Below are 20,369 nucleotides of genomic sequence, written 5' to 3'. Positions count from 1 at the left end.
TCCCCGCCTTCGCGGGGACTCGCGATTTTTTCAAGGTGTCGCTTAACGCGTGGCGTTATAGGCCAGCTGCTGCTCGCTCAGCTGGAACCCAACGAGCATCTCGAAACGCGTGCGCTGGATCGCGGCGCGCACTTCGGGGGCGGCCAGTGGGTCGAGCGCGGCATCGACGTCGCCCGCCCGTCGTCGCCTTGTGATGCGTTCGCGAATGTCCTCGGGCAGGCTCGCCGCCGAACGATCGATGAAGGAGCCGGCCTTGCCGCTCGCCTGCGCGCGTTCCTGGCCGTCGGCGAAAGTCACCGTCACCTCGCCCACCCGCTTGGTCACCACCGCGCTGCCGCCGCGCAGCACGGTCACGAAATAAGGCAGCGTCACGGTGCGGCTTCCGCGCGCGTCGGTGCGGCGGGCGAGGACGTCGAAACTCGCCTCGGTATAGACCCGCTCGCCCTCGTCATTGCAGGTCGAGCGTAGATTGGTGATCGTGGCGGTCACGTCGAGATTGGCGAGGCTGGCATCATTGGCGGAGCCGAAAGTGGTGATGTCGCCGGTATAGTCGGGAATGCCGACCGCCGGGCAGGTTGAGAGCACCGCGGTGATGCCCACGCCCTGATCGACCACGAGATCGCCTTCGCCCGCGCAGCCGGCAAGACCGCCGGCAAGAGCGAGAAGCGGTAGGGCGTGGCGGCGGTAGGTCATCGTAGCGGGTTCCTGCAATATTGCCGCGCCGGATCGAAAGCGTGGCCGAGCGCGGATGCAGCTGTGCCCTAGCGAGCCGCGCAGCAAAGCGCTAGAGGGTGGGATATGAACGCGCCCTTTCACGACACCGCCCCCGCAAACGCCCCTTCCGGCGCCCCCGCAAACGCGGCTTCGAGCGCTGCCCCCCTGACGCTGCTCATCGCGGCGCCGCGCGGCTTTTGCGCAGGCGTCGACCGGGCGATCGAGATCGTCGAGAAGGCGCTCGAGAAGTATGGCGCGCCGGTCTATGTCCGCCACGAGATCGTCCACAACAAATATGTCGTCGAGGGGCTGAAGGCCAAGGGCGCGATCTTCGTCAAAGAACTGGACGAGGTGCCCACCGATGCGCCGGTCGTCTTCAGCGCGCATGGCGTGCCTAAATCGGTCCCCGCCGAAGCCGAGCGGCGCAACATGGTCTATGTCGATGCGACCTGCCCGCTGGTCTCCAAGGTCCACCGCCAGGCCGAACGCCAGCTGGAAAAGGGGCGGCACATCATTTTCATCGGCCATGCCGGCCATCCCGAAGTGATCGGCACGATGGGCCAGGTCGAGCCCGGGCAGATGACGCTGGTCGAGAATATCGAGGATGTCGACAAGCTGCCTTTCAATACGGACGAGGAGCTCGCCTATCTCACCCAGACCACATTGAGCGTCGATGACACCGCCGAAGTGATCGAGGCGCTCGAATGGCGCTATCCCAATATCCAGGGGCCGAAGGCAGAAGACATCTGCTACGCGACGTCCAACCGTCAGAAGGCGGTCAAGGAACTGGCGAGGGATTGCGATCTCGTGCTGGTGGTCGGCGCGCCTAATTCGTCCAATTCGCTGCGCCTTGTCGAGGTGGCCGAGAGGCTGGGCACACCGGGCAAGCTGATCCAGCGCGCCAGCGAGATCGATCCGGCCTGGCTCGACGGGATCGATGCGATCGGTCTTACCGCCGGCGCCTCCGCCCCCGAAGTGCTGGTGCGCGAAGTGGTCGACGCGCTGGCGAAGCTGCGCCCGATCAAGGAGCGCACGATCACCGCTGCGGAAGAAAAGATGGTTTTCAAACTGCCGCGCCAGCTCGCCGAATAAAGAGAAGGCGAGGGCCGATTCGAAGCGCGCATGGCGGTCTACACCCATCTCGGCGCGGATCAGCTCGCCGCCCTTATTGCCCATTACGATGTCGGCACGCTGGTTTCGGCCAAGGGTATCGCGGAAGGCGTCTCCAATTCCAACTGGCTGATCGAGACCACCGGGCCTGAGGCGCAGCGCGATGGCGGCAAGACCACGCGCTACATTCTGACGATGTACGAGCGGCGGATCGACATCGCCGACCTGCCCTTCTTCCTCGGCCTGATGGACCACCTCGCAGCCAAGGGTTGCGCCGTGCCGCGCACCATCCACGACCGCGAAGGCGCGAGCCACCGCCATGTGGAGGGCAAGGCGGCGGCGCTGATCGAGTTCCTGCCCGGCATCTCGGTCGACCGTCCCACGCCCGCCCAGGCGCATTCGGTTGGCCGGGCACTCGCGCGCAATCATCTGGCGGTCGCGGATTTCACGATGACGAGAGTCAACGATATGGCGCTCGCCGCCTGGTCCCGCGCGCTCGAAGGGTGCGGCGAGGAGGCGCTGGCGGCGATCGACCCCGCGCTGCCGGGGATTGCTTTCGAGGAGCTGCGCTATCTTGAGCGCCAGTGGCCCGGCGGGCTGCCGCGCGGCGTGGTCCACGCCGATCTTTTCCCCGACAACGTGCTGTTCGCCGGCGAGGATGTCAGCGGGCTGATCGACTTCTATTTCGCCGCCGACGACGCCTTCGCCTACGATTACGCCGTGACCCACGCCGCCTGGTGCTTTTCGGGCGATGGACGCAACTATCACGCCGCCATCGCAGACGCGCTGATGCGGGGTTACGAGGAGGTGCGCGCTTTATCGCCGGGCGAGCGCGCCGCCCTACCCGTGCTCGCGCGCGGCGCCGCGATGCGCTTCATCGCCAGCCGTGCGGAGGATTGGATCAGCACGCCCGCCGATGCGCTGGTGACGCCCAAGGACCCGATGGACTTCGTGCACCGCTTGCAATTCTACCGCGATCACGGCAGCGAGGTCTTTCGCCCTGCGAACTGATCAGCCGATGCTCCATCCGATGAAACGTGTCGAAATCTATACCGATGGTGCCTGCAAGGGCAATCCGGGCCCGGGCGGCTGGGGCGCGCTGCTGCGCATGGGCAAGCACGAGAAGGAGCTGTCGGGCAGTGAGGCGGACACCACCAATAACCGCATGGAGATGATTGCCGCGATCGAGGGACTCTCGGCGCTGATCGAGCCGTGCGCGGTCGAGCTTTATTCCGACAGCAAATATGTGATCGAAGGCATCACCAAATGGGTGCACGGCTGGAAAAAGCGCGGCTGGGTCAATGCCAGCAAGAAGCCGGTGCGCAATGCCGATCTGTGGCACCGGCTGATCGAGGTCGCCGACCGGCACGAGATCGAGTGGCACTGGGTGAAAGGCCATAGCGGCCATCCCGAAAATGAGCGGGTAGATCAGCTCGCAAGCGACGCGGCGGAGGAAGCCGCCGCGCAAGACTGAGGCCGGGGCAGGTAGGAGCGGCCGTGCGAAGGACCGCTCGCCCGGACTGCGTCAGTCGTCCGAATTGTCCTCGATCTCCGCGTCCGGCACATGCTTCTTGATCGCCTCGATCGAGCGCTTGGCGCCCGATTTGCTGGAATAGCCCTCGGTCGCGAAAACCACTTCGGCATTGTATTTGAACCGGACGCGGTATTCGCCCTTCTTGTCCTTGTGGATCTCGAACTTGTGCGCCATCGCGTCGGCTCCTTTCGCATTTGCGGTTGAAGGTGTCGGAATGCGGATCGTTGTTACAGATCGCCCGCCCGCTGGCTAGAGCGGAGCCAGCGCGTCTACAACTGCGAAGCGGGCCGGATCGTAGCGCGCCGGATCGATGCCCCGTGTGAGCGCGTCCGGAGCGTGGCCGAGCAGCGCCTGAGCCGCAAGCCGCGCAGCGGCGGGTGCGGTCTGGATGCCGAAGCCACCTTGTCCCGCAAACCAGGAAAAGCTCGGCTCTGCGGCGTCCCGGCCATAGGCCGGCAGGCGGTCGGGCGAGAAACTGCGCAACCCGGCCCAGCGCCGCTCCACCGCCGCGATACGCCAGGTAGTCGCGCGTTCCAGCCGGTCGATCACGCGCCCGACGTCGAGCTCTTCGGCGGCGGCATCGCAGGGCGGGCTGGGAACTTCGTCATGCGGGCTGAGCCATAGCCGCCCCGCCTCCGGCTTGAAGTAGAAGGCGCCGCCGATATCGAGCACCAGCGGCATGTCGGCGGGCGGCCCGGGTTCGACACGCAGCTGGACGACGGTGCGGCGCAGCGGCGCGATGCCGAGCGGGCGGATCCCGGCGAGCGCGGCGATCCGGTCAACCCAGGCGCCCGCCGCATTGACGATCTGCGCGGCGCGATAAGTCTCCCCCTGTCGCGTTTCGATTCGCCAATGCCCATCCTCGCGGACAAGCGCTGAAACCTCGGCGCGGCAGGCGATCGATACACCCGCGCGGCGCGCGGCGCGCAGATAATGCTGGTGCAGACCGGCGACATCGATATCGGCGCAGGCCGGCTCATGGATCGCGTGAACCCATTCCTCGCGCAGGGCCGGCACCTTCTCGGCGATCGGGGCCCGCCCGATCCGCTCGATCGCGACGCCGGTATCGGCAAATTGTCGCTCGAAATCGTCGAGCTCGGCACGCTCACCCTCCCGCCCGATATAGAGCGCCCCGCGCGTCTTCAGGAAACCATGTTCGCGCAAATAATCGCCCGAGGCGAGCGTCAGCGGCACCACTCCCGGTCCGCCATAGCATTCCTCCCAGAACGCCGCCGAACGCCCGGTCGCATGGTAGCCGGGCGTGTCCTCCGCTTCGAGCAGGAGCAAGCTGGCGTGCGGCGCCAGTTCGGCCGCAATGCTGGCGCCCGCCATACCGCCGCCGATGATCGCGAAGTCGTGAATTTCGCTACTCATCGCGCCGGCGCGACCTTATCCAGAAATGCGGCGATCTCGTCCATCATCCGCCTGCGCACCTCGTCCACCTCGCGCAGGATCTCGTGACGCGCCTCGCTGCCGAATTCGACCAGCTTGCCGTGCGGCAGGCGGCGTGCTGCGCGCACATTGGCGGCATGGCTGACCAGCTTGTCGCCCGAAGTCGATACGATCAGCACCGGCACGTCGACCCGCTCCAGCGCGCCCGGCTTTTCCAGTTCGCGCCAGGAGGCATAGGCGCGCTCGACCCAGCGCCAGCTTGCCGGGCCCATCACGAGTTCGGGCCGATGGTCGCGCCACCATAGCTCGTCCTCGTAGCGCGCACGGTCATGCGTCAGCAGGTTTGCTCGCGATTCGGGCATCTCGCCCGGCTTTTCGCTCCATTTCCATGCCTGCCGGGTGGGATCGCCGATCCGGGCCATCGTCTTTGCGACATTGTGCAGCATCCGCAGCGGCAGCTTCGGGCCGTTCATCCCCAGCATAGGTGCGCTCAGCACCGCGGCATCGGGCGCGATCCGACCATCGACGAGCGCGCGCATGATGAGATGCCCGCCCATCGAATGGCCCGCGATCACGTGCGGCGGCGGCACCTCGCGCAACCATTCCTCCCAGATATGCGCGAGGTCGCCGGTCCAGATCGTGAAATCCTCGATATGACCGGTGACCGCGTCCTTGCCGAGCCGGCCCGATCCGGCCTGCCCCCGCCAGTCCGTCGCGGTGACGCGCCAGCCGTCGCGGTGCCATTCCTCGAGCGTTTCGAGATATTTCTCGTAATGATCGCCGCGTCCGGGAAGGAACAGGATCGAGCCGCGCGCCGCGGCGTCCGGCCCGGCGGCGCCCGGCCAGTCGATCCGGCGCAATTCGTGCCCATCGCCAAGCGCCCAGCAGCTCTCGCGCGCGGCAGGGGGGATGGCGCGCCGATCGATCGCGCCCACAGCCGTCTCGGCATCCCCGCCCCGATTATCTGTGTCCGTTTGCTCGCTCACCTCAATCCCACCCTTGTTCCGGTAATCGATCCTGCCCTCCAAGGTTTGGTTACTATTTGGTAAGCAGTCCTCTCTAGCAACGCCAGTCAAGACCACGGATCGCGCCGGAATGTCCCGGCTGCGAACACGGTTTCAGGGGGGCGGAAATGCTGGGTTCGGCCACGCTTCAAGACGCTTTTCAGTACGGGCTCGTCATCGCCTTGGCAATCGCGCTGCTTTATGCCGCGGTGTCCGACATCCGTTCGCGCACGATTTCCAACAGGCTCAACATCCTGATCGCGGCGGGCGCTCCGCTGTTCTGGTGGGCGAGCGGGCTATCTGTGTGGCCCGGCGTCGCCATGCAGCTGGGCATCGCGCTCCTCGCTTTCGCGATTCTTGCCGGGCTGTTCGCGCTGCGGGTGATGGGCGGGGGCGACGTCAAGCTGCTGACCGCGCTCGCGCTGTGGATCGAGCCTGCCGCCTTTCTCCAACTGCTGATCATCATGGCGGTCGCGGGCGGTGTCCTGACAATCGTCATGGCGGGGTATCACGTCATGCGCCGGCGCAAGGATCGCCTTGCCATTCCCTACGGCGTCGCGATCGCCTTCGGCGCGCTGTGGGTGCTCGCCCCCCGTCTCGCCGACGTGCCGGCCATCGCCTGAGCGCCGGAACACGAAACTGCGGTTTGCCGTGAACCCGATCTTAACCAATTCGCACTTATCGATTGCAACCATACTAGCTCGCATTCCGGCGGGCCGAAACAGGGGGCTTCTAAGCCATGGATAGGAAGAAACTCGTTCTGCTGCTTGGTGCGCTGGTCGTGGCTGTCGGCAGCGCGTTCATGGCGCGCAGCATATTCGCCGGGGATCCGACCCCAGTCGCGCAGGCTCAGGTCGAACCGACCGGTCCCAAGGTGCTGGTCGCCAACCGCGCCCTGCCCGCCGGCACGATCATCACCGCCGATGCGATGGCCTATCAGCAGTGGCCCGAAGAGCTCGTCCAGGATGCCTATTTCATCGAAGGCAATTCGGACATGAGCCAGCTGCTTGGCACCGTCGTCCGCTTTCCAATCACCGCGGGCGAACCGGTGACGCAGGGTTCGCTGGTCAGCCCGGGCGACCGCGGCTTCCTCGCAGCGGCGCTTGGCCCGGGAATGCGCGCGGTGACCGTGCCCGTTTCGGCCAAGACCGGCGTTGCCGGCTTCGTCTTCCCGGGTGACCGCGTCGACCTCGTTCTCACCCAGACCGTTTCGGGCGAAGGGCGCGAATTGCGCGCGGCGGAAACGGTGCTGCGCAACCTGCGCGTCCTCGCGACCGACCAGACCACCGAGCAGACCACCAACGAAGATGGCAAGACCGTGGTCAAGGCGTTCAGCACCGTGACGCTCGAAGTCACGCCGAAGATCGCGGAGAAGGTCACTGTGGCTCAGGAAATCGGCGAGATCACCCTGGTCCTGCGCTCGATCTCCGACAACCAGGCCGAGCTCGAACGGGCGATCGCATCGGGCGATATCGCCATCCCCGAAGGCGCGACGCCCGAAGAGGAAGAACGCTTCCTGCAGACCGCGATGGGTCAGCCCGTCGACAGCAAGTCGACCTACGCGACCGGTGGCGACGTCTCGCGCTTCCAGCGCAGCGACATCCCCCCGCAGGGCGGCAATGGCGGCGGCGGTGGCGGCCGGGAAACCCCGGCAGCGCCCGGCGTCTCGGCCAAGGTCGATGGTGCGCCCAAAGTCTCCGGCCCGACGGTCCGCGTCACCCGCGGCGATGCCACCACCGAAGTGCCGGTCGACACCAGTGTTGCTTCACTCGGCTCGGTCCGCTGAGCGGCAAAGGGGGCACGACCATGCGCAATATCACTTCCAACACATCGCATTCGCCCGGCTCGGCCATAGGTGCCGAACGGAACCATGGGACACTCAAAGGGGGCCCGAAGATGAAAGCCAAGATTCTTGCCAAGGCGCTGCTTGCCGGCATTGCGGCCCTGCCCCTCGTGGCAGCGCCCACCGGCACCGCCACCGCGCAGCAGGTCGTCAGCCCGACCGATGAAATCGTCCTCTCGATCGGCCGCGGAGAGCTCGTCTCGGTGCCCGGAGCGATGACCGACGTCTTCGTCGCCAACGACACGATCGCCGACGTCCAGATCAAGTCGCAGCGCCAGCTTTACGTCTTCGGGCGGGCCGGCGGCGAGACGACGATCTATGCCAGCAATGCACGCGGCGACGTCATCTTCTCGGCCAACATCCGGGTCGGCAATAATATCGGCTCGATCGACCAGATGCTCGCGCTCGCCATGCCCGAGGCGCAGGTCAGCGTCGCGACCATGGGAACCGGAACCGTGCTGCTAACCGGCACAGTCTCCGCGCCCGAAGATGCGGCCGAAGCCGAACGCCTCGTCCAGGCTTTCCTCGGCGAAGATGCCAACGTCATCACCCGGCTGAAAACCGCGACGCCGCTGCAGGTCAACCTGCAGGTCAAGTTCGCCGAAGTCAGCCGCAGCCTCGTGCGAGAGATCGGCGGCAACCTTGCGACCTACGACTTTTCGACTGGGGGCTTTCGCGGCGGGGTCGGCACCGGCCGCGCCCTTGGCCAGGGTGAGTTCCGGCTCGACGGTCCGCTCGCCGTCGGCGAAGGGGTTCAAAACCCTGGCGTAATCGTTCCGCAGATCGGCGCGGATGGCAACTTCATCATAAACGATGACGGCTCGATCGCGACTGAGGTCATCGAGGGACCCGGCGTTTCGACAAATGGCGGCACCACGATCGGCGGACTTGGCCGCTTGTTCGGCCTTGACGTACTCGGCGCGCTCGATCTGTCCGAACGGCTCGGCCTCATCACCACCATTTCGCAGCCCAACCTGACCGCGCTATCGGGCGAGACGGCAACCTTCCTGGCCGGCGGCGAATTTCCGATCCCGATCTCGCAGGGTCTCGGGAACGTCGCGATCGAATATCGCGATTTCGGCGTCAGCCTCTCCTACACTCCGACCGTGCTGGCGAACGGCCGTATTTCCTTGCGCGTTCGCCCGGAGGTTTCCGAACTCTCCTCGCAAGGCGCGGTGACGTTGAACGGCTTCCAGGTGCCCGCCCTCACCGTCCGTCGCACCGAAACTACGGTCGAGTTGGGATCGGGGCAGAGCTTCATGATCGCCGGACTGATGAGCAACAACGCTCAGCATTCGCTCGATAAGGCGCCGGGTCTTGGCGACGTGCCGATCCTGGGCAACCTGTTCCGTTCGCGTTCCTTCCGCCGCGGCGAAACCGAGCTGGTCATCGTGGTGACCCCGTTCCTCGTCAAACCGGTCAATGCGCGTGACATCAGCTATCCGACCGATGGCTTCCGCGCTGCGAACGAGCTCGAGCAGTTCCTCCTTTACAAGGACAATTCCGGTGTCAGCGGAGAGGCCCGGCCGATGCCGACCGCCGCCGAACCGGATGCGCCCGAGCCGACCATCGGCTTGAGCACGCCCGATGCGCCCCGGCCTGCGCCGCCGCAACAGGTCGAACGCCGTGCCGATGCGGACGCCAACCGCAACTCTAAACCAAGCCGCAAGGGCAAGGCCAGCGCCGCTGCCGCGCCCGGCTTCAGCTTCTGATCACGCGCGGGAAAGGTAACAAAGCGATGACCCAACCTCACAAAACCAAGCTGATCGCCGCGCTCGCGCTGGCAGCCAGCACCGCGCTTGCCGGGTGCAGTAGTTCCTCGCTGATGGAGAACAACACCTCGCTCTATAGCGTCAAGCAGCCGGTGGTCGAACGGACCAATTTCACGCTCGACGTCAATACCAGCGCTGCCGGGCTCCCAATTTCGGAACAGCAGCGGCTCAACGGCTGGTTCGAGACGATGGACCTGCGCTACGGCGACCGTATCACGATCGAGGACCCCGGCGCGAACCCCGCGGTCACCAGCGCGGTCAACGACCTTGCGGGGCGTTACGGCCTGATCGTTGACGGTGTTGCCCCGACCACCGAGGGGACACTCGCCCCCGGCCAGGCGCGCGTCGTGATCTCGCGCTCGGACGCCTATGTGCCCGACTGCCCGGACTGGGAAAGCAAGTTCGACGGCAATTACGCAAACGCGACCAGCCAGGGTTACGGCTGCGCGACCAACAGCAATCTCGCGGCGATGGTCGCCAACCCCGAAGACCTTCTCGAAGGCCAGACCGGGACCGGCGAAACGGTGATCGCGACCGGAACCAAGGCAATCCAGACATTCCGCGAAGCCGAACCGACGGGCGCGGGCGGATTGCAGCAAGCTCAACGCCAAGGCGGAGGACAGTAAGCCATGAATGCTCCCTGGAAATCGGGTCTACCCGGCAATCGCGATCCCTTTGCCGCCTATATCTGCGACGAAGCCGCACTCGACGTGCTGCGTCCAGTGGTGGTCGAGATGGGCTGGCAGCCCGAGAAGTGTAACAAGGGCGGATTGCGCAACGCGATCCAGTCGCTTTCGGTCAGCGCCTCGCCGGCAATCCTGATCGTCGACCTGTCCGAAAGCGGCGATCCGCTGAACGACATCAACGCGCTCGCCGAAGTTTGCGAACCGGGCACCGTCGTGATCGCGATCGGCCAGGTCAACGACGTGCGCCTTTATCGCGACCTGCTCGCAAGCGGCATTCACGATTATCTCCTCAAGCCGCTCAACGCGCAAGCGGTGCACGATACGCTCAATGGCGCGCTGGCAGTTTTCACCACGCCCAAGTCGGGCGAAGGCGAAGGGGTGAAGCGGCATATCTCCACCGCGGTGGTCGGCACGCGCGGCGGCGCCGGCGCCTCGACGCTGGCCACTTCTCTGGCCTGGCTGTTCAGCGCCGAGCACAAAGCGCCCACCGCGCTGCTCGATCTCGACGTGCATTTCGGCACCAACGCGCTGGCGCTCGATCTCGAGCCCGGTCGCGGGCTCACCGATGCGATCGACAATCCCAGCCGCATCGACGGGCTGTTCATCGAGCGCGCGATGATCCGCGCCAACGACAACCTCTCGATCCTTTCGGCAGAGGCACCGATCAGCCAGCCGCTGATGACCGACGGTTCTGCCTTCGTCCAGCTGGAGGAGGAGTTCCGCCAGGCGTTCGAGATGACGGTGATCGATCTGCCGCGCAACATGCTGATCAATTTCCCGCATCTGCTGGCCGACGTGAACCTCGTCGTCCTCACCTGCGAGCTTACCCTCGCTTCGGCGCGCGACACGATCCGCATTCTCTCGTGGCTGAAAACCCATGCCGCGCATGCGCATCCGATGATCGTGGTCAACAAGTACCAGTCGGCGGTCGCCGAGATCAGCAAGTCCGATTTCGAAGCCTCGATCGAGCGCCGCGTCGACTTCATCGTGCCTTACGACATCAAGGCGGCGTCGAACGCGGCGAAACTCGGCGAGGTCTTCGTGGAGGCGAACAAGAACTCGAAGGCGACGCTCGCCCTGCAGCAGATCGCCGAGCGGGTGATGGGCGCGAGCGAAGACGATCTCGAAGCGATCAGCGAGGAGAAGAAATCCTTCCTCGACGGCTTCGATCTCAAGTCGCTCCTGGCGAAGAAGAAGAAAGACAAGAATGCCGAAAAGGGCACGGACAAGGTCGAGGCCGAGCCCGCCGAATAAGCGCATGCCGAGGGGGTCGGCGCTGCCGCGTCCCTTCGGCATGAACGGCAGGGCCGAAGCGACAGACAGATAGACAGACAAGCGGGCGGGACACATAAAAGATGGACTTTCTACAAACCCTGCTGATCACCGCGGTGATCTTCTCCGTTCTCGTGACTGGCTATGTCCTCGTCACGGGATCGGCCGTCGGAAAGGCGCAGAAGCGCCGGGTCCAGTCGCTGCGCTATCGCCATTCGGAAAGCACCGATGCCAAGGTCGATGCGCAGTTCAAAAAGGCGATCGCCGCGCGCCGGCCCAAGACGCACCGCATCGCCGGATCGGGATCGCGGCTCGAAGCGCTGTCCGTCCGGCTCGACCGGACCGGCAAAAGCTGGACCATCTCGCAATATCTCTACGCCTCCTTCGGCCTCGCGCTCGCGGTCGCGGTGTTGATGTTCCTGCAGACCGGGGCGGCGTTGCTGTCGCTGGGTGTAGGCCTCTTCATCGGCCTCGGGCTGCCGCATCTGGTCGTCGGCCATCTCATCAAGAAGCGCACCAACCAGTTCAACGGCAAGTTTCCCGACGGCATCGAATTGCTCGTGCGCGGCCTTCGCTCCGGCCTGCCGGTGACCGAAACGCTCGCGGTGGTCGCACAGGAAGTCGACGGGCCGGTGGGCGTCGAGTTCAAGGGCATCGTCGAGCGCATCAAGATCGGCAAGACGATGGAGGATTCGCTCCAGGAAACAGCCGACCGTCTCGGCATCCCCGAATTCAACTTCTTCACCATCACTCTGGCGATCCAGCGCGAGACCGGCGGCAACCTTGCCGAAACGCTCTCCAACCTCGCCGACGTGCTGCGCAAGCGCGCGCAGATGAAGCTGAAGATCAAGGCGATGAGCTCCGAATCCAAGGCTTCGGCCTATATCGTCGGCTCGCTGCCCTTCATCGTCTTCGGCCTGATCTTCTGGATCAACCCCGATTATATCGGCGGCTTCTTCTACGAAGACCGACTGATCGTCGCCGGGCTCGGCGGGCTGGTGTGGATGGGCATCGGCGTATTCATCATGGCCAAGATGGTCAGCTTCGAAATCTGACCTTCGGGAAGAGCACAATGATCAGCCAATCTTCCAGCAATCCGACCCTCCTGGGCTTCGACGTCGTCGTCGTCGGCTCGATCCTGGCCGGGCTCGCCGCCTTCGCCGTGATCATGGCGATCTATGCCGCCGTCACGATCCGCGATCCCATGGCCAAGCGCGTAAAGGCGCTAGAGGCCCGGCGCGACCAGCTCAAGGCGGGGATCGTCGCCAGCGGCGCGAAGAAACGCGCGAGCCTGCTGCGCAAGTCCGACACGACCGAAAAGGTCAAGAACCGCCTCGGCAAGATGAACGTGCTGGAGGCCGGCCAGCTTGCGGCGGTGCAGCAGAAGCTTGCCCATGCCGGCTATCGCAACAAGGAACTCGCGGTCATCATCATCGGCCTTCGCATGGTGCTGCCGATCGTGCTCGGGCTGTCGAGCTTTCTGGCGATCTATGTCTTCGAAATGTTCCCCGACTGGGGTCCGATGACGCGGCTCGGCGTCGTCACCGGGGCGCTGTTGCTGGGCTATAAAGGCCCCGAAATCTACCTGTCCAACCAAGCCGCGAAGCGCTCGGCCGAAGTGCAAAAGGGCCTGCCCGACGCGCTCGACCTGCTGGTGATCTGCGCCGAGGCCGGGCTCACCGTCGATGCCGCGTTCAACCGCGTCGCCAAGGAACTGGGCCGCGCCTATCCCGAACTGGGCGACGAATTCGCGCTGACCGCGATCGAGCTCTCCTTCCTCAACGAGCGCAAGCAGGCGTTCGACAACCTCGCCTATCGCAATGATCTCGAAGCGGTGAAGGGCGTGGTCACCACCATGATCCAGACCGAGCGTTATGGCACCCCGCTCGCCTCCGCGCTGCGCGTGCTGTCGGCTGAATTCCGCAACGAGCGCATGATGCGCGCCGAGGAAAAGGCCGCGCGCCTGCCCGCGATCATGACCATTCCGCTCATTCTCTTCATCCTGCCGGTGCTGTTCATCGTCATCCTGGGGCCAGCGGCCTGCTCGATCACCGATGCGCTGATCAACCGGGAGTAGGAAAGGCCTTCGTGCCCGCAAGGGACCGAAGGAACGGGGCCGGGGCGCGACGATGCGCACCGGCCCCTTCCTTATTGGCGCCGTTTAACCGGGCGGCGGCCTAACCGCCCTGCTCCGCCAGCATTCCGGCCCGCGCGCGCATGCGTTCGAGCATGGCGCGCAAACTCGCCTGCTCGTCCGGATCGAAGCCTTCGAACAGCTCGCGCTCGGTGGCCTTGGCGAGCGGCATGACCTCCCGGTAGATCGCGCGTCCCTCCTCGGTCAGGCCGAGCAGGTGCGAGCGTCCGTCGCGCTCGTTCTGCGTTCGTTCGACGAGGCCGCGATCCTCGAGCACCTTGCACGCCCGGTTGACCGCGACCTTGTCCATCAGCGTCGCCGCGGTGAGGTCGCGCTGCGTCAAGGGCTCGCCGCGCCGGGCTCCGGCACCGTCGCCGAGCACCGCCATCACGCGCCACTCGGTCACCTTGAGACCGAAGCGTTTGCGATACCGCTCCGCGATCAGCGCGCTTACGGCATTGGACGCCATCGAGAGCTGGTAGGGGAGAAAGCCGGACAAAGCGTAGTCGCCCTCGCCCCCGCTGATATCCTCACCACCCGAGCCAGTCAGATCGCCGGGTCGGTCGGGATCGGGGCGTGTCGTCGTCATATCGCTCATGAAACTGGTTTCCCATGAAACCAGTGCGCGTGCAAGCTCCCCTGTCTGGGCAGCCCTCCGCGATCGTCCTGTCTCAATCGTAGTGCCGCTGTTCCCACCACGGGTAGAAGTCAGGCATGTCCTCGCTCACCTTGTCCGGATAGCGCGGCTGGCGCTTGTCGAGGAAGCTCGCGATCCCTTCTTTCGCGTCGTCCGAGCGCGACAGCCGATAGATCGCGCGGCTGTCGATCCTGTGCGCCTCCATCGGGTGATCCGCGCTCATCAGGCGCCACATCATCGCCCGCGTCATCGCCACCGACACCGCCGAGGTGTTCTCCGCAATCTCGCGCGCGAGGTTCTGCGCCTCATACAGCAACTGCTCGGGTTCGTGGATCGAGCGAACGAGACCACCCGCCTTGGCTTCATCAGCGCCGAAGATCCGCCCCGAATAGCACCATTCGAGCGCCTTACTGATGCCCACGATCCGCGGCAGGAACCAGCTCGAGGCGGCTTCGGGCACGATCCCGCGCCGCGCGAAGACGAAGCCGTAGCGCGCATGGCTCGCCGCCAGCCTTATATCCATCGCCAGCTGCATCGTCGCGCCCACTCCCACGGCAACGCCGTTGCACGCGCTGATCAGCGGCTTCTTGCTCTCGAACAGGCGCAGGGTCAGCAGCCCGCCGCCGTCGCGCACCCGCTCGTCCGACAGATCGTCGACCGGATTTGGATCGGAGAAGACGTGTCCCCCGCCCTCGGGCGTCAGATCGGCGCCGGCGCAGAACGCCCGCTCGCCGGCCCCGGTGAAGATCACCGCGCGCACATCATCATCGGCGTCGATATCGTCCATCGCCGCCATGATCTCCTCGCCCATGATACGGGTGTAGGCGTTCATCTTGTCGGGCCGATCGAGCGTGATCGTCGCGATCCCGCCGGATTTCTCGACGCGGATCTGGGTGGTGTCGGTCATGTTCTCTCCCAAGCTGTCGCGGTCCCAAATCCTACAGGATGGAACACATGGAACACGGTCCTGTAAGCAAAAAACCCGCCTCCCGCGCAATGCTCAATTGTCGTAGCATTGCGAGGGAAGCGGGCTTTTGCGTCATGCGTTTTGCCTTACGCGGACAGCGCCAAGTAGGAAAGCGGCGCGCTCCTTTACAAGCCGCCGACGGTTCGCGCCGGCAATTTGCCGTCCGAGGCTTCGCTGTCCGCCGCCTCATCGCCGCCCGGGACCAGACCGCGCGCTTCCAGCATCGGCTGAACCGTCGGCTGACGTCCGGCGAACTTTTCGTACATGTCGAAATAGTCCATCGTGCCGCCGCGGCTCAGCACCGTGTCGCGATAATGCTGGCCGTTTGCGCGCGTCAGCCCGCCATTCTCGCGGAACCATTCGCGGCTGTCGCGATCGAGCATTTCGGTCCACAAATAGCTGTAATAGCCCGCCGAATAGCCGGCGGGTGAGCTGAAGATGTGGTTGAAATAGGTGCTGCGATAACGCGGCGGGACGAGATCGATCTCGAGCCCCAATTCCTCCAGCGAATTCCGCTCGAAAGCATCCACCGCCGCAGGATTGCCGACCAGCGCGCGCGCTTCGTCGGGCGAAAGCGCGTGCCACTTCATGTCGAGCAGCGCGGCTTCGACCACTTCGCCGAAATCGTAGCCCTGGTTGAACTTCGCCGCCGCTTCGATCTTTGCGATCATCTCGTCGGGGATGGTCTCGCCGGTCTCGTAATGCTTGGCATAATTCGACAGGATCGAGGGCCAGGTAGTCCACATTTCGTGCACCTGGCTGGGATATTCGACGAAGTCGCGCGCGGTCGCGGTGCCCGAAAGACTCTCGTAACGCTGATCGGCGAACAGGCCGTGCAGCGCGTGGCCGAATTCGTGGAACGCGGTGTTCACCCAGTCGAAGCTGACCAGCTGCACCTCGCCCGCGGGCGCCTTGGGTACGTTGAGTACGTTGTAAATAACCGGCTTCGTCCCCCAGACCTCGCTCTGGTCGACGAAATTCCCCATCCACGCCCCGCCGCGCTTGGACGGGCGCTGGAAAGGATCGAAATAGAACAGGCCGAGCTCGGAGCCGTCTTCTTCGAACACCGTGTAGACCCAGACATCGGGATGATAGACCGGGATGTCGGTGCGGCGTTCGAAGCTGAGACCGTAAAGCTCGTTCGCCATATGGAAGATGCCGTCTTCGAGCACGCGGTCGAGCTGGAAATATTCCATCACCGCGTCTTCATCGAGGTCGTATTGCTCGGCCTTGATGCGGTTGGCGTAGCGATACCAGTCCCACGGCTGGACGGTGAAATCCTTGCCGTCGGCGCGGATCGCGGCGTTGAGCATCTCCGCCTCGCGGCGCTGCGTCGCGGCCAATGCGGGGACCATCTGCTCCATGAAATCGAGCGCGGTCTTTGGCTCCTTCGCCATGCGATCGTACATGGTGTAGCTCGCCCAGTCGGGCTGGCCGAACAGCGCGGCCTTTTGCGCGCGCAGAAGCGCGATGCGCGCGATCAGGTCGCGCGTGTCGATCTCGGTCGTGCCATCGGCTCGGTTCGCGCTCAGCTTGAACAGCTTCTCGCGCGTCGCCCGGTTCTCGAGCGTAGGCAGAAGCGGCTGCTGCGTCGTGTTTTGCAGCGCGATCGCATATTTGCCGGGATAGCCCTTTTCCGCAGCGAAATCGGCGGCCGCCTGAATATCGCTGTCCGACAGCCCGGCCAGCTCCTCGCGCGTGTCGACCACCAGCGGCTGATCCGCCATCGCATCGCGCGCCAGCTGGCCGAACTCGGTCGTCAGCGTGGAAAGTTGCGTGTTGATCGCCTTCACTTCCTCGCGCTGCGCTTCGGTCAAGAGCGCGCCGGCATGCACCATCGAGGCGTAGGTTTCCTCGAGGAGCCTTGCATCCTCGACCGTCATCGCCATCGCGGCGCGGTTGTCGTAGACCGCCTTCACCCGCGCGAAGAGATCGGGATTGAGCGTGATGCTGTCCGAATGCTCGGAAAGCTTGGGGCTGATCTCGGTGTTGATCTCGTCAAGCCGGTCGGTCGTGTTGGTGCCCGTCAACTGGAAGAAAACGCGGCCCACGCGGCCCAGCATCCGGCCCGATTTCTCGAGCGCGACGATGGTGTTCTCGAATGTGGGGGGCGCCGGATTGTAGATGATCGCCTGCACTTCGGCCTTCTGGATCGCCATGCCCTGCTCGAAGGCGGGCATGTAATCGTCTTCGCTGATCTGCGTGAAATCGGGCGCAAGGAAGGGGAGCGTGCTGTCGGCAGCGAAATAGCCGGTGCCCTCCGGGATTTCGGGCGAATAGTCGGCGACGGCGGGGTCGGCGAGCGGATCCATGGCAGTGTCCTGAGAGTAGGTCGTGCAGGCCGAGGTCAGCGCGAGGGCGGAAACGGATGCGAGAATGGGGGCGAAACGGTGCGCCATAGGGAGCCTTTCGTTGAATGTCGGGGCGCGCGGGGGTTCGAGGCATCGAAGCCGCGCCTTGCAGGTAATCTCTTAATGCGCGCGACTTGAACAGGGGATTAGTCCGGAATGCAAGGGGGCGACGTCGCCGGGCGATCTTCCCCGCGAGGTGTCAGTCGTCCGATCCCGGGATGGGCGTCGGCGTGTCGAGATATTCGCGCACCCACAATCGCTTCACCAGCACGAACAGCACCACCGTCAGCGGCGCTGCGAGAATGACGCCGGGCGTGCCGAACACAAGCCCGAAAGCGAGGACCGCGAAGATCAGCAGGGCGGCAGGAATGTCGACCGCCCGCTCCTGGATCAACGGGGTCATCAGGTTTCCCTCCAGCTGCTGCACCAGGAAATAAAGCCCCGCCACCATCAGGGCCTTTTCCGGCCCGATCAGCAACGCCAGCAGGACCGCGGGGATCGCTGCGATGATCGGTCCAATAAACGGAATGAATTCAAGCAGGCCTGCGAGCAGACCGAGCGCGAGATAGGAATCGATCCCGATCAGCCACAACCCCAGCCCGGTGACGATCGCAACCAGCCCCATCGCCACCAGCCGGCCCATCAGCCAGCGCCCAAGCGCCGTGCCGATCTCGTCAAGTGTCTGGCCGGCCGTATCGCGAGAGGAGGGGGGCAGCGCCTTGATCAGGCCGGTGCGGTAAAGACCGGGCTTGATCGCAAGAAAGATGCCGGCAACGACGACGATCAACGTGTTGAGCAGCGCGTCGCCGATCGACATGATCGTGCCGGTCGTCATCGAATAGATCTGCGAGCCCGACGTCAAACTGCCAATGGCGTCTTCGGCGAGATTCCCGAAACCGGCATCCTCCAGCCATCCACGAATTTGATCGAGCCCTTCGGGTACGGCCTGCCCGATCCGCTGCGCTTGCCCGGCAATATCCGCGCCGAACTTGGCGATCGCTCCCAGAGGGACGGCAAGGATGAGGACGATCATGAGCGGCAGAGCGATCCTGCGGCTGACGGAGAGATATCTCGAAAGCCCTTCCACGCCGAGATTGATGATCACCGCGAGCAGGACCGATCCGAAGGCGAGAAGCAGAACGAATTTGAGCGTCCAGACGAGCCATACCAGGACGACGACCAGCACGATCGCAAGAAGGCGGCGCCAGAATGTTTCATTCCCGCCATGGTCCTGATCGGACCTGCGACCTTCGCCGATATCATTTTCGTCGCTCACACCGCGTTGCCTTTCCCCGCCCGCCCTGTTCGAAACGGGCGCGCAAATCCTATTCGAAAGACACATGGTGGCCGCCCCGGTTCCGAGAAAAACGGCGTGAAAACTGCGGTTTGCCGATGATGAACGGGCGGGGAGGTTGCCGCTTGGCCGCTAGCCCCGGAGTGCAGGCTCGCCTGCCGCGAGCTTCGCGAACAGCCCGGTGAAGCGGCGTCTCTTTGCGGGCAGGTAAGGCGTGGGCAGCCACACGACGTGCAGCGGGAACGGGGCTTCGCGCCATTCGGGGAGGACAGCGAGCAGGCGCCCCTCCGCAATGTCGCGCTCGAAGGCCTAGACCGGCCCCTGATGCAAACCGGCCCCCGCGAGCACCAGTTCGCGCATCGCGGTGACGCTGTTCGCGGCGACGCGGCTCGTGATGTCGATCGTGACGCTGCTCTCGCCGTTCGACAGCGTGAGCGGCAGGCGCCTTTGCCCGTAGCGGTAGAAGATGAAGTCGTGCGTCTGAAGCTGATACGGCGTCTCGGGTATGCCGGCGCGTTCGATATAGTCTGGCGCGGCAACCATGATGCGCGGCACGGCACCGACCTTTCGCGCGATAAGGCCGGAGTCCGTTAGGCGCCCGATCCGCACCACCGCATCGAGGCCGGCTTCGGTCAGGTCCTCGAAATGGCTGCCGAGCCTCAGATCCACTTCGAGATCGGGCGCTTCAGCCAGCATCTGCGCGACCACGGGGGAGACGAAGCGCGCGCCGAAATCCACCGGCGCGCCGATCCGCAACACGCCGCGAAGCTCGTCGACCAGCCCGGAGATATCGGTCTCGAGCGCGCGGCACTCATCCAGAAGGCGGCGCACACCCTCATAATATCGTTGCCCCGCCTCGGTCGGTTCGGAGCGCTTGGTCGATCGGCGCAGAAGCTTTGCCTGCAGACGGTCTTCCAGCGCAGAGACCTTGCGGCTGATCGAGGAAGGATCGACCCCCATCTCCATCGCAACGGCGCGCAGGCTGCCCGCCTCCAGCACCCGAACGAAGACGATGAAGGGCGCGGTCGAGGTTCTGTCCCGCTATGCGGCTAAGGAACTGGGCGAGCGCAAGATTAGGGTCAACACCATCGCTCCCGGCGCGATCGAGACCGATTTCAGCGGCGGCGCCGTGCGCGACAACCCTGAGGTCAACCAATTCGTCTCGAGCATGACCGCGCTTGGCCGCCCTGGCCTGCCGCAAGAGATCGGCGATGCGGTAGCCGCGATCCTCTCCGAAGACATGCGCTGGATGTCGGGCGAGCGGATCGAAATCTCAGGCGGCCAGGGCCTTTGATCCGACCTCGCGCAAGAACGAGCCACCGGCACGGCGAAGCCCCGGGGACTTTTCGCGTCACACAGCGATCCCAAGGATTGGGAGAATTCCCCACTATTGCGTAAGAAGACTGATGGGCCCGCCTTTGCCTCGGCGCGCAGAGCCCGGATTTGCGCCGTTTTTCGAGTTTGGCACGGCCTCTGCAAAACACTTGGCACATACCGCCACCGACCCAAGGAGACCCACAAAGTTTGCAGCCAAGACCAGCCAGAACCTTCTCGCCGCCGCGATCTCGGTCAGCGTTTCGGCGATCCTCTTCGCCTACGCCATCATCCCCGCCAGCCCGACCCTGATGGCCTGATCACAGCATTATCCCCCTGCCCCCG

At 64.7% G+C, this 20,369-nt stretch carries 21 protein-coding genes; 12 read left to right on the top strand and 9 right to left on the bottom strand.

Going from position 1 to position 20,369, the window contains the following annotated elements:
- Window positions 1-42 precede the first annotated feature (42 nt).
- A complete protein-coding gene (locus V2I30_RS03930; RefSeq protein WP_330660769.1) occupies window positions 43-693 on the bottom strand; it encodes a hypothetical protein in 651 nt (216 codons plus the stop codon).
- 105 nt (window positions 694-798) lie between these two features.
- Here V2I30_RS03930 and ispH point away from each other — a divergent pair, with 105 nt between their 5' ends.
- Genes ispH through rnhA form a run of 3 tightly spaced genes read left to right on the top strand, consistent with a single transcriptional unit; the run spans window position 799 to window position 3,298 of the window.
- Window positions 799-1,806, top strand: coding sequence for a 4-hydroxy-3-methylbut-2-enyl diphosphate reductase (ispH, locus tag V2I30_RS03925; protein WP_330660768.1), 1,008 nt, complete (start codon window positions 799-801; stop codon window positions 1,804-1,806).
- 30 nt (window positions 1,807-1,836) lie between these two features.
- The gene (thrB, locus tag V2I30_RS03920) at window positions 1,837-2,835 is read left to right on the top strand and encodes a homoserine kinase (RefSeq protein ID WP_330660767.1); all 999 of its coding nucleotides are present in this window, start codon (window positions 1,837-1,839) and stop codon (window positions 2,833-2,835) included.
- Between the two features lie 19 nt (window positions 2,836-2,854).
- On the top strand, window positions 2,855-3,298 hold the full coding sequence (gene rnhA, locus V2I30_RS03915) for a ribonuclease HI (RefSeq protein WP_330660766.1): 444 nt from the start codon (window positions 2,855-2,857) through the stop codon (window positions 3,296-3,298).
- A gap of 51 nt (window positions 3,299-3,349) precedes the next feature.
- Here the strand turns inward: rnhA and V2I30_RS03910 are convergent, their stop codons facing one another.
- The 3 genes from V2I30_RS03910 to V2I30_RS03900 form a co-directional block, all read right to left on the bottom strand.
- Entirely contained in the window at window positions 3,350-3,532 is a 183-nt protein-coding gene (locus V2I30_RS03910; RefSeq protein ID WP_330660765.1) for a YegP family protein, read from the bottom strand.
- Between the two features lie 75 nt (window positions 3,533-3,607).
- Window positions 3,608-4,732, bottom strand: coding sequence for an NAD(P)/FAD-dependent oxidoreductase (locus V2I30_RS03905; RefSeq protein ID WP_330660764.1), 1,125 nt, complete (start codon window positions 4,730-4,732; stop codon window positions 3,608-3,610).
- Window positions 4,729-5,736, bottom strand: a complete 1,008-nt coding sequence (locus V2I30_RS03900) for an alpha/beta hydrolase (RefSeq protein ID WP_330660763.1) — start codon at window positions 5,734-5,736, stop codon at window positions 4,729-4,731. The genes V2I30_RS03905 and V2I30_RS03900 overlap by 4 nt, the downstream gene beginning before the upstream one ends.
- Window positions 5,737-5,882: 146 nt before the next feature.
- Here V2I30_RS03900 and V2I30_RS03895 point away from each other — a divergent pair, with 146 nt between their 5' ends.
- From V2I30_RS03895 to V2I30_RS03865, 7 genes are all read left to right on the top strand, one after another.
- On the top strand, window positions 5,883-6,377 hold the full coding sequence (locus V2I30_RS03895; RefSeq protein WP_330660761.1) for an A24 family peptidase: 495 nt from the start codon (window positions 5,883-5,885) through the stop codon (window positions 6,375-6,377).
- A 116-nt stretch (window positions 6,378-6,493) separates the two neighbouring features.
- Window positions 6,494-7,540, top strand: a complete 1,047-nt coding sequence (gene cpaB, locus V2I30_RS03890) for a Flp pilus assembly protein CpaB (protein WP_330660759.1) — start codon at window positions 6,494-6,496, stop codon at window positions 7,538-7,540.
- 110 nt (window positions 7,541-7,650) lie between these two features.
- Window positions 7,651-9,309 carry a type II and III secretion system protein family protein gene (locus V2I30_RS03885; RefSeq protein WP_330660758.1) on the top strand — a complete coding sequence of 553 codons (1,659 nt, stop codon included), beginning with the start codon at window positions 7,651-7,653 and terminating at the stop codon, window positions 9,307-9,309.
- 26 nt (window positions 9,310-9,335) lie between these two features.
- A complete protein-coding gene (locus V2I30_RS03880; protein WP_330660756.1) occupies window positions 9,336-9,995 on the top strand; it encodes a CpaD family pilus assembly protein in 660 nt (219 codons plus the stop codon).
- Between the two features lie 3 nt (window positions 9,996-9,998).
- On the top strand, window positions 9,999-11,309 hold the full coding sequence (locus tag V2I30_RS03875) for an AAA family ATPase (protein WP_330660755.1): 1,311 nt from the start codon (window positions 9,999-10,001) through the stop codon (window positions 11,307-11,309).
- 101 nt (window positions 11,310-11,410) lie between these two features.
- The gene (locus V2I30_RS03870; RefSeq protein WP_330660754.1) at window positions 11,411-12,382 is read left to right on the top strand and encodes a type II secretion system F family protein; all 972 of its coding nucleotides are present in this window, start codon (window positions 11,411-11,413) and stop codon (window positions 12,380-12,382) included.
- A 17-nt stretch (window positions 12,383-12,399) separates the two neighbouring features.
- Window positions 12,400-13,404, top strand: a complete 1,005-nt coding sequence (locus V2I30_RS03865; RefSeq protein ID WP_330660753.1) for a type II secretion system F family protein — start codon at window positions 12,400-12,402, stop codon at window positions 13,402-13,404.
- A 100-nt stretch (window positions 13,405-13,504) separates the two neighbouring features.
- Here V2I30_RS03865 and V2I30_RS03860 read toward each other — a convergent pair whose 3' ends face one another.
- From V2I30_RS03860 to V2I30_RS03840, 5 genes are all read right to left on the bottom strand, one after another.
- A complete protein-coding gene (locus V2I30_RS03860; protein WP_330660752.1) occupies window positions 13,505-14,059 on the bottom strand; it encodes a MarR family winged helix-turn-helix transcriptional regulator in 555 nt (184 codons plus the stop codon).
- A gap of 73 nt (window positions 14,060-14,132) precedes the next feature.
- Window positions 14,133-15,005, bottom strand: a complete 873-nt coding sequence (locus tag V2I30_RS03855) for a crotonase/enoyl-CoA hydratase family protein (protein WP_330660751.1) — start codon at window positions 15,003-15,005, stop codon at window positions 14,133-14,135.
- Between the two features lie 185 nt (window positions 15,006-15,190).
- Window positions 15,191-17,464 (bottom strand): M3 family metallopeptidase, encoded by a 2,274-nt coding sequence (locus V2I30_RS03850; protein WP_330660750.1) that lies wholly within the window; start codon window positions 17,462-17,464, stop codon window positions 15,191-15,193.
- A gap of 151 nt (window positions 17,465-17,615) precedes the next feature.
- Window positions 17,616-18,692, bottom strand: a complete 1,077-nt coding sequence (locus V2I30_RS03845; RefSeq protein ID WP_330660749.1) for an AI-2E family transporter — start codon at window positions 18,690-18,692, stop codon at window positions 17,616-17,618.
- Between the two features lie 327 nt (window positions 18,693-19,019).
- Entirely contained in the window at window positions 19,020-19,709 is a 690-nt protein-coding gene (locus tag V2I30_RS03840; protein WP_330660748.1) for a LysR family transcriptional regulator, read from the bottom strand.
- Between the two features lie 13 nt (window positions 19,710-19,722).
- Between V2I30_RS03840 and V2I30_RS03835 the strand changes: the two genes are divergently transcribed.
- Complete coding sequence (locus V2I30_RS03835) at window positions 19,723-20,004, top strand: SDR family NAD(P)-dependent oxidoreductase (protein WP_330660747.1); 282 nt, start codon at window positions 19,723-19,725, stop codon at window positions 20,002-20,004.
- Between the two features lie 190 nt (window positions 20,005-20,194).
- A complete protein-coding gene (locus V2I30_RS03830; protein WP_330660746.1) occupies window positions 20,195-20,344 on the top strand; it encodes an enoyl-CoA hydratase in 150 nt (49 codons plus the stop codon).
- Window positions 20,345-20,369: the final 25 nt, after the last annotated feature.

It is taken from the genome of Erythrobacter sp. (assembly GCF_036351135.1).
Classification (GTDB): Bacteria; Pseudomonadota; Alphaproteobacteria; order Sphingomonadales; family Sphingomonadaceae; genus Erythrobacter.
This window is presented reverse-complemented; position numbering and strand designations above follow the sequence as displayed.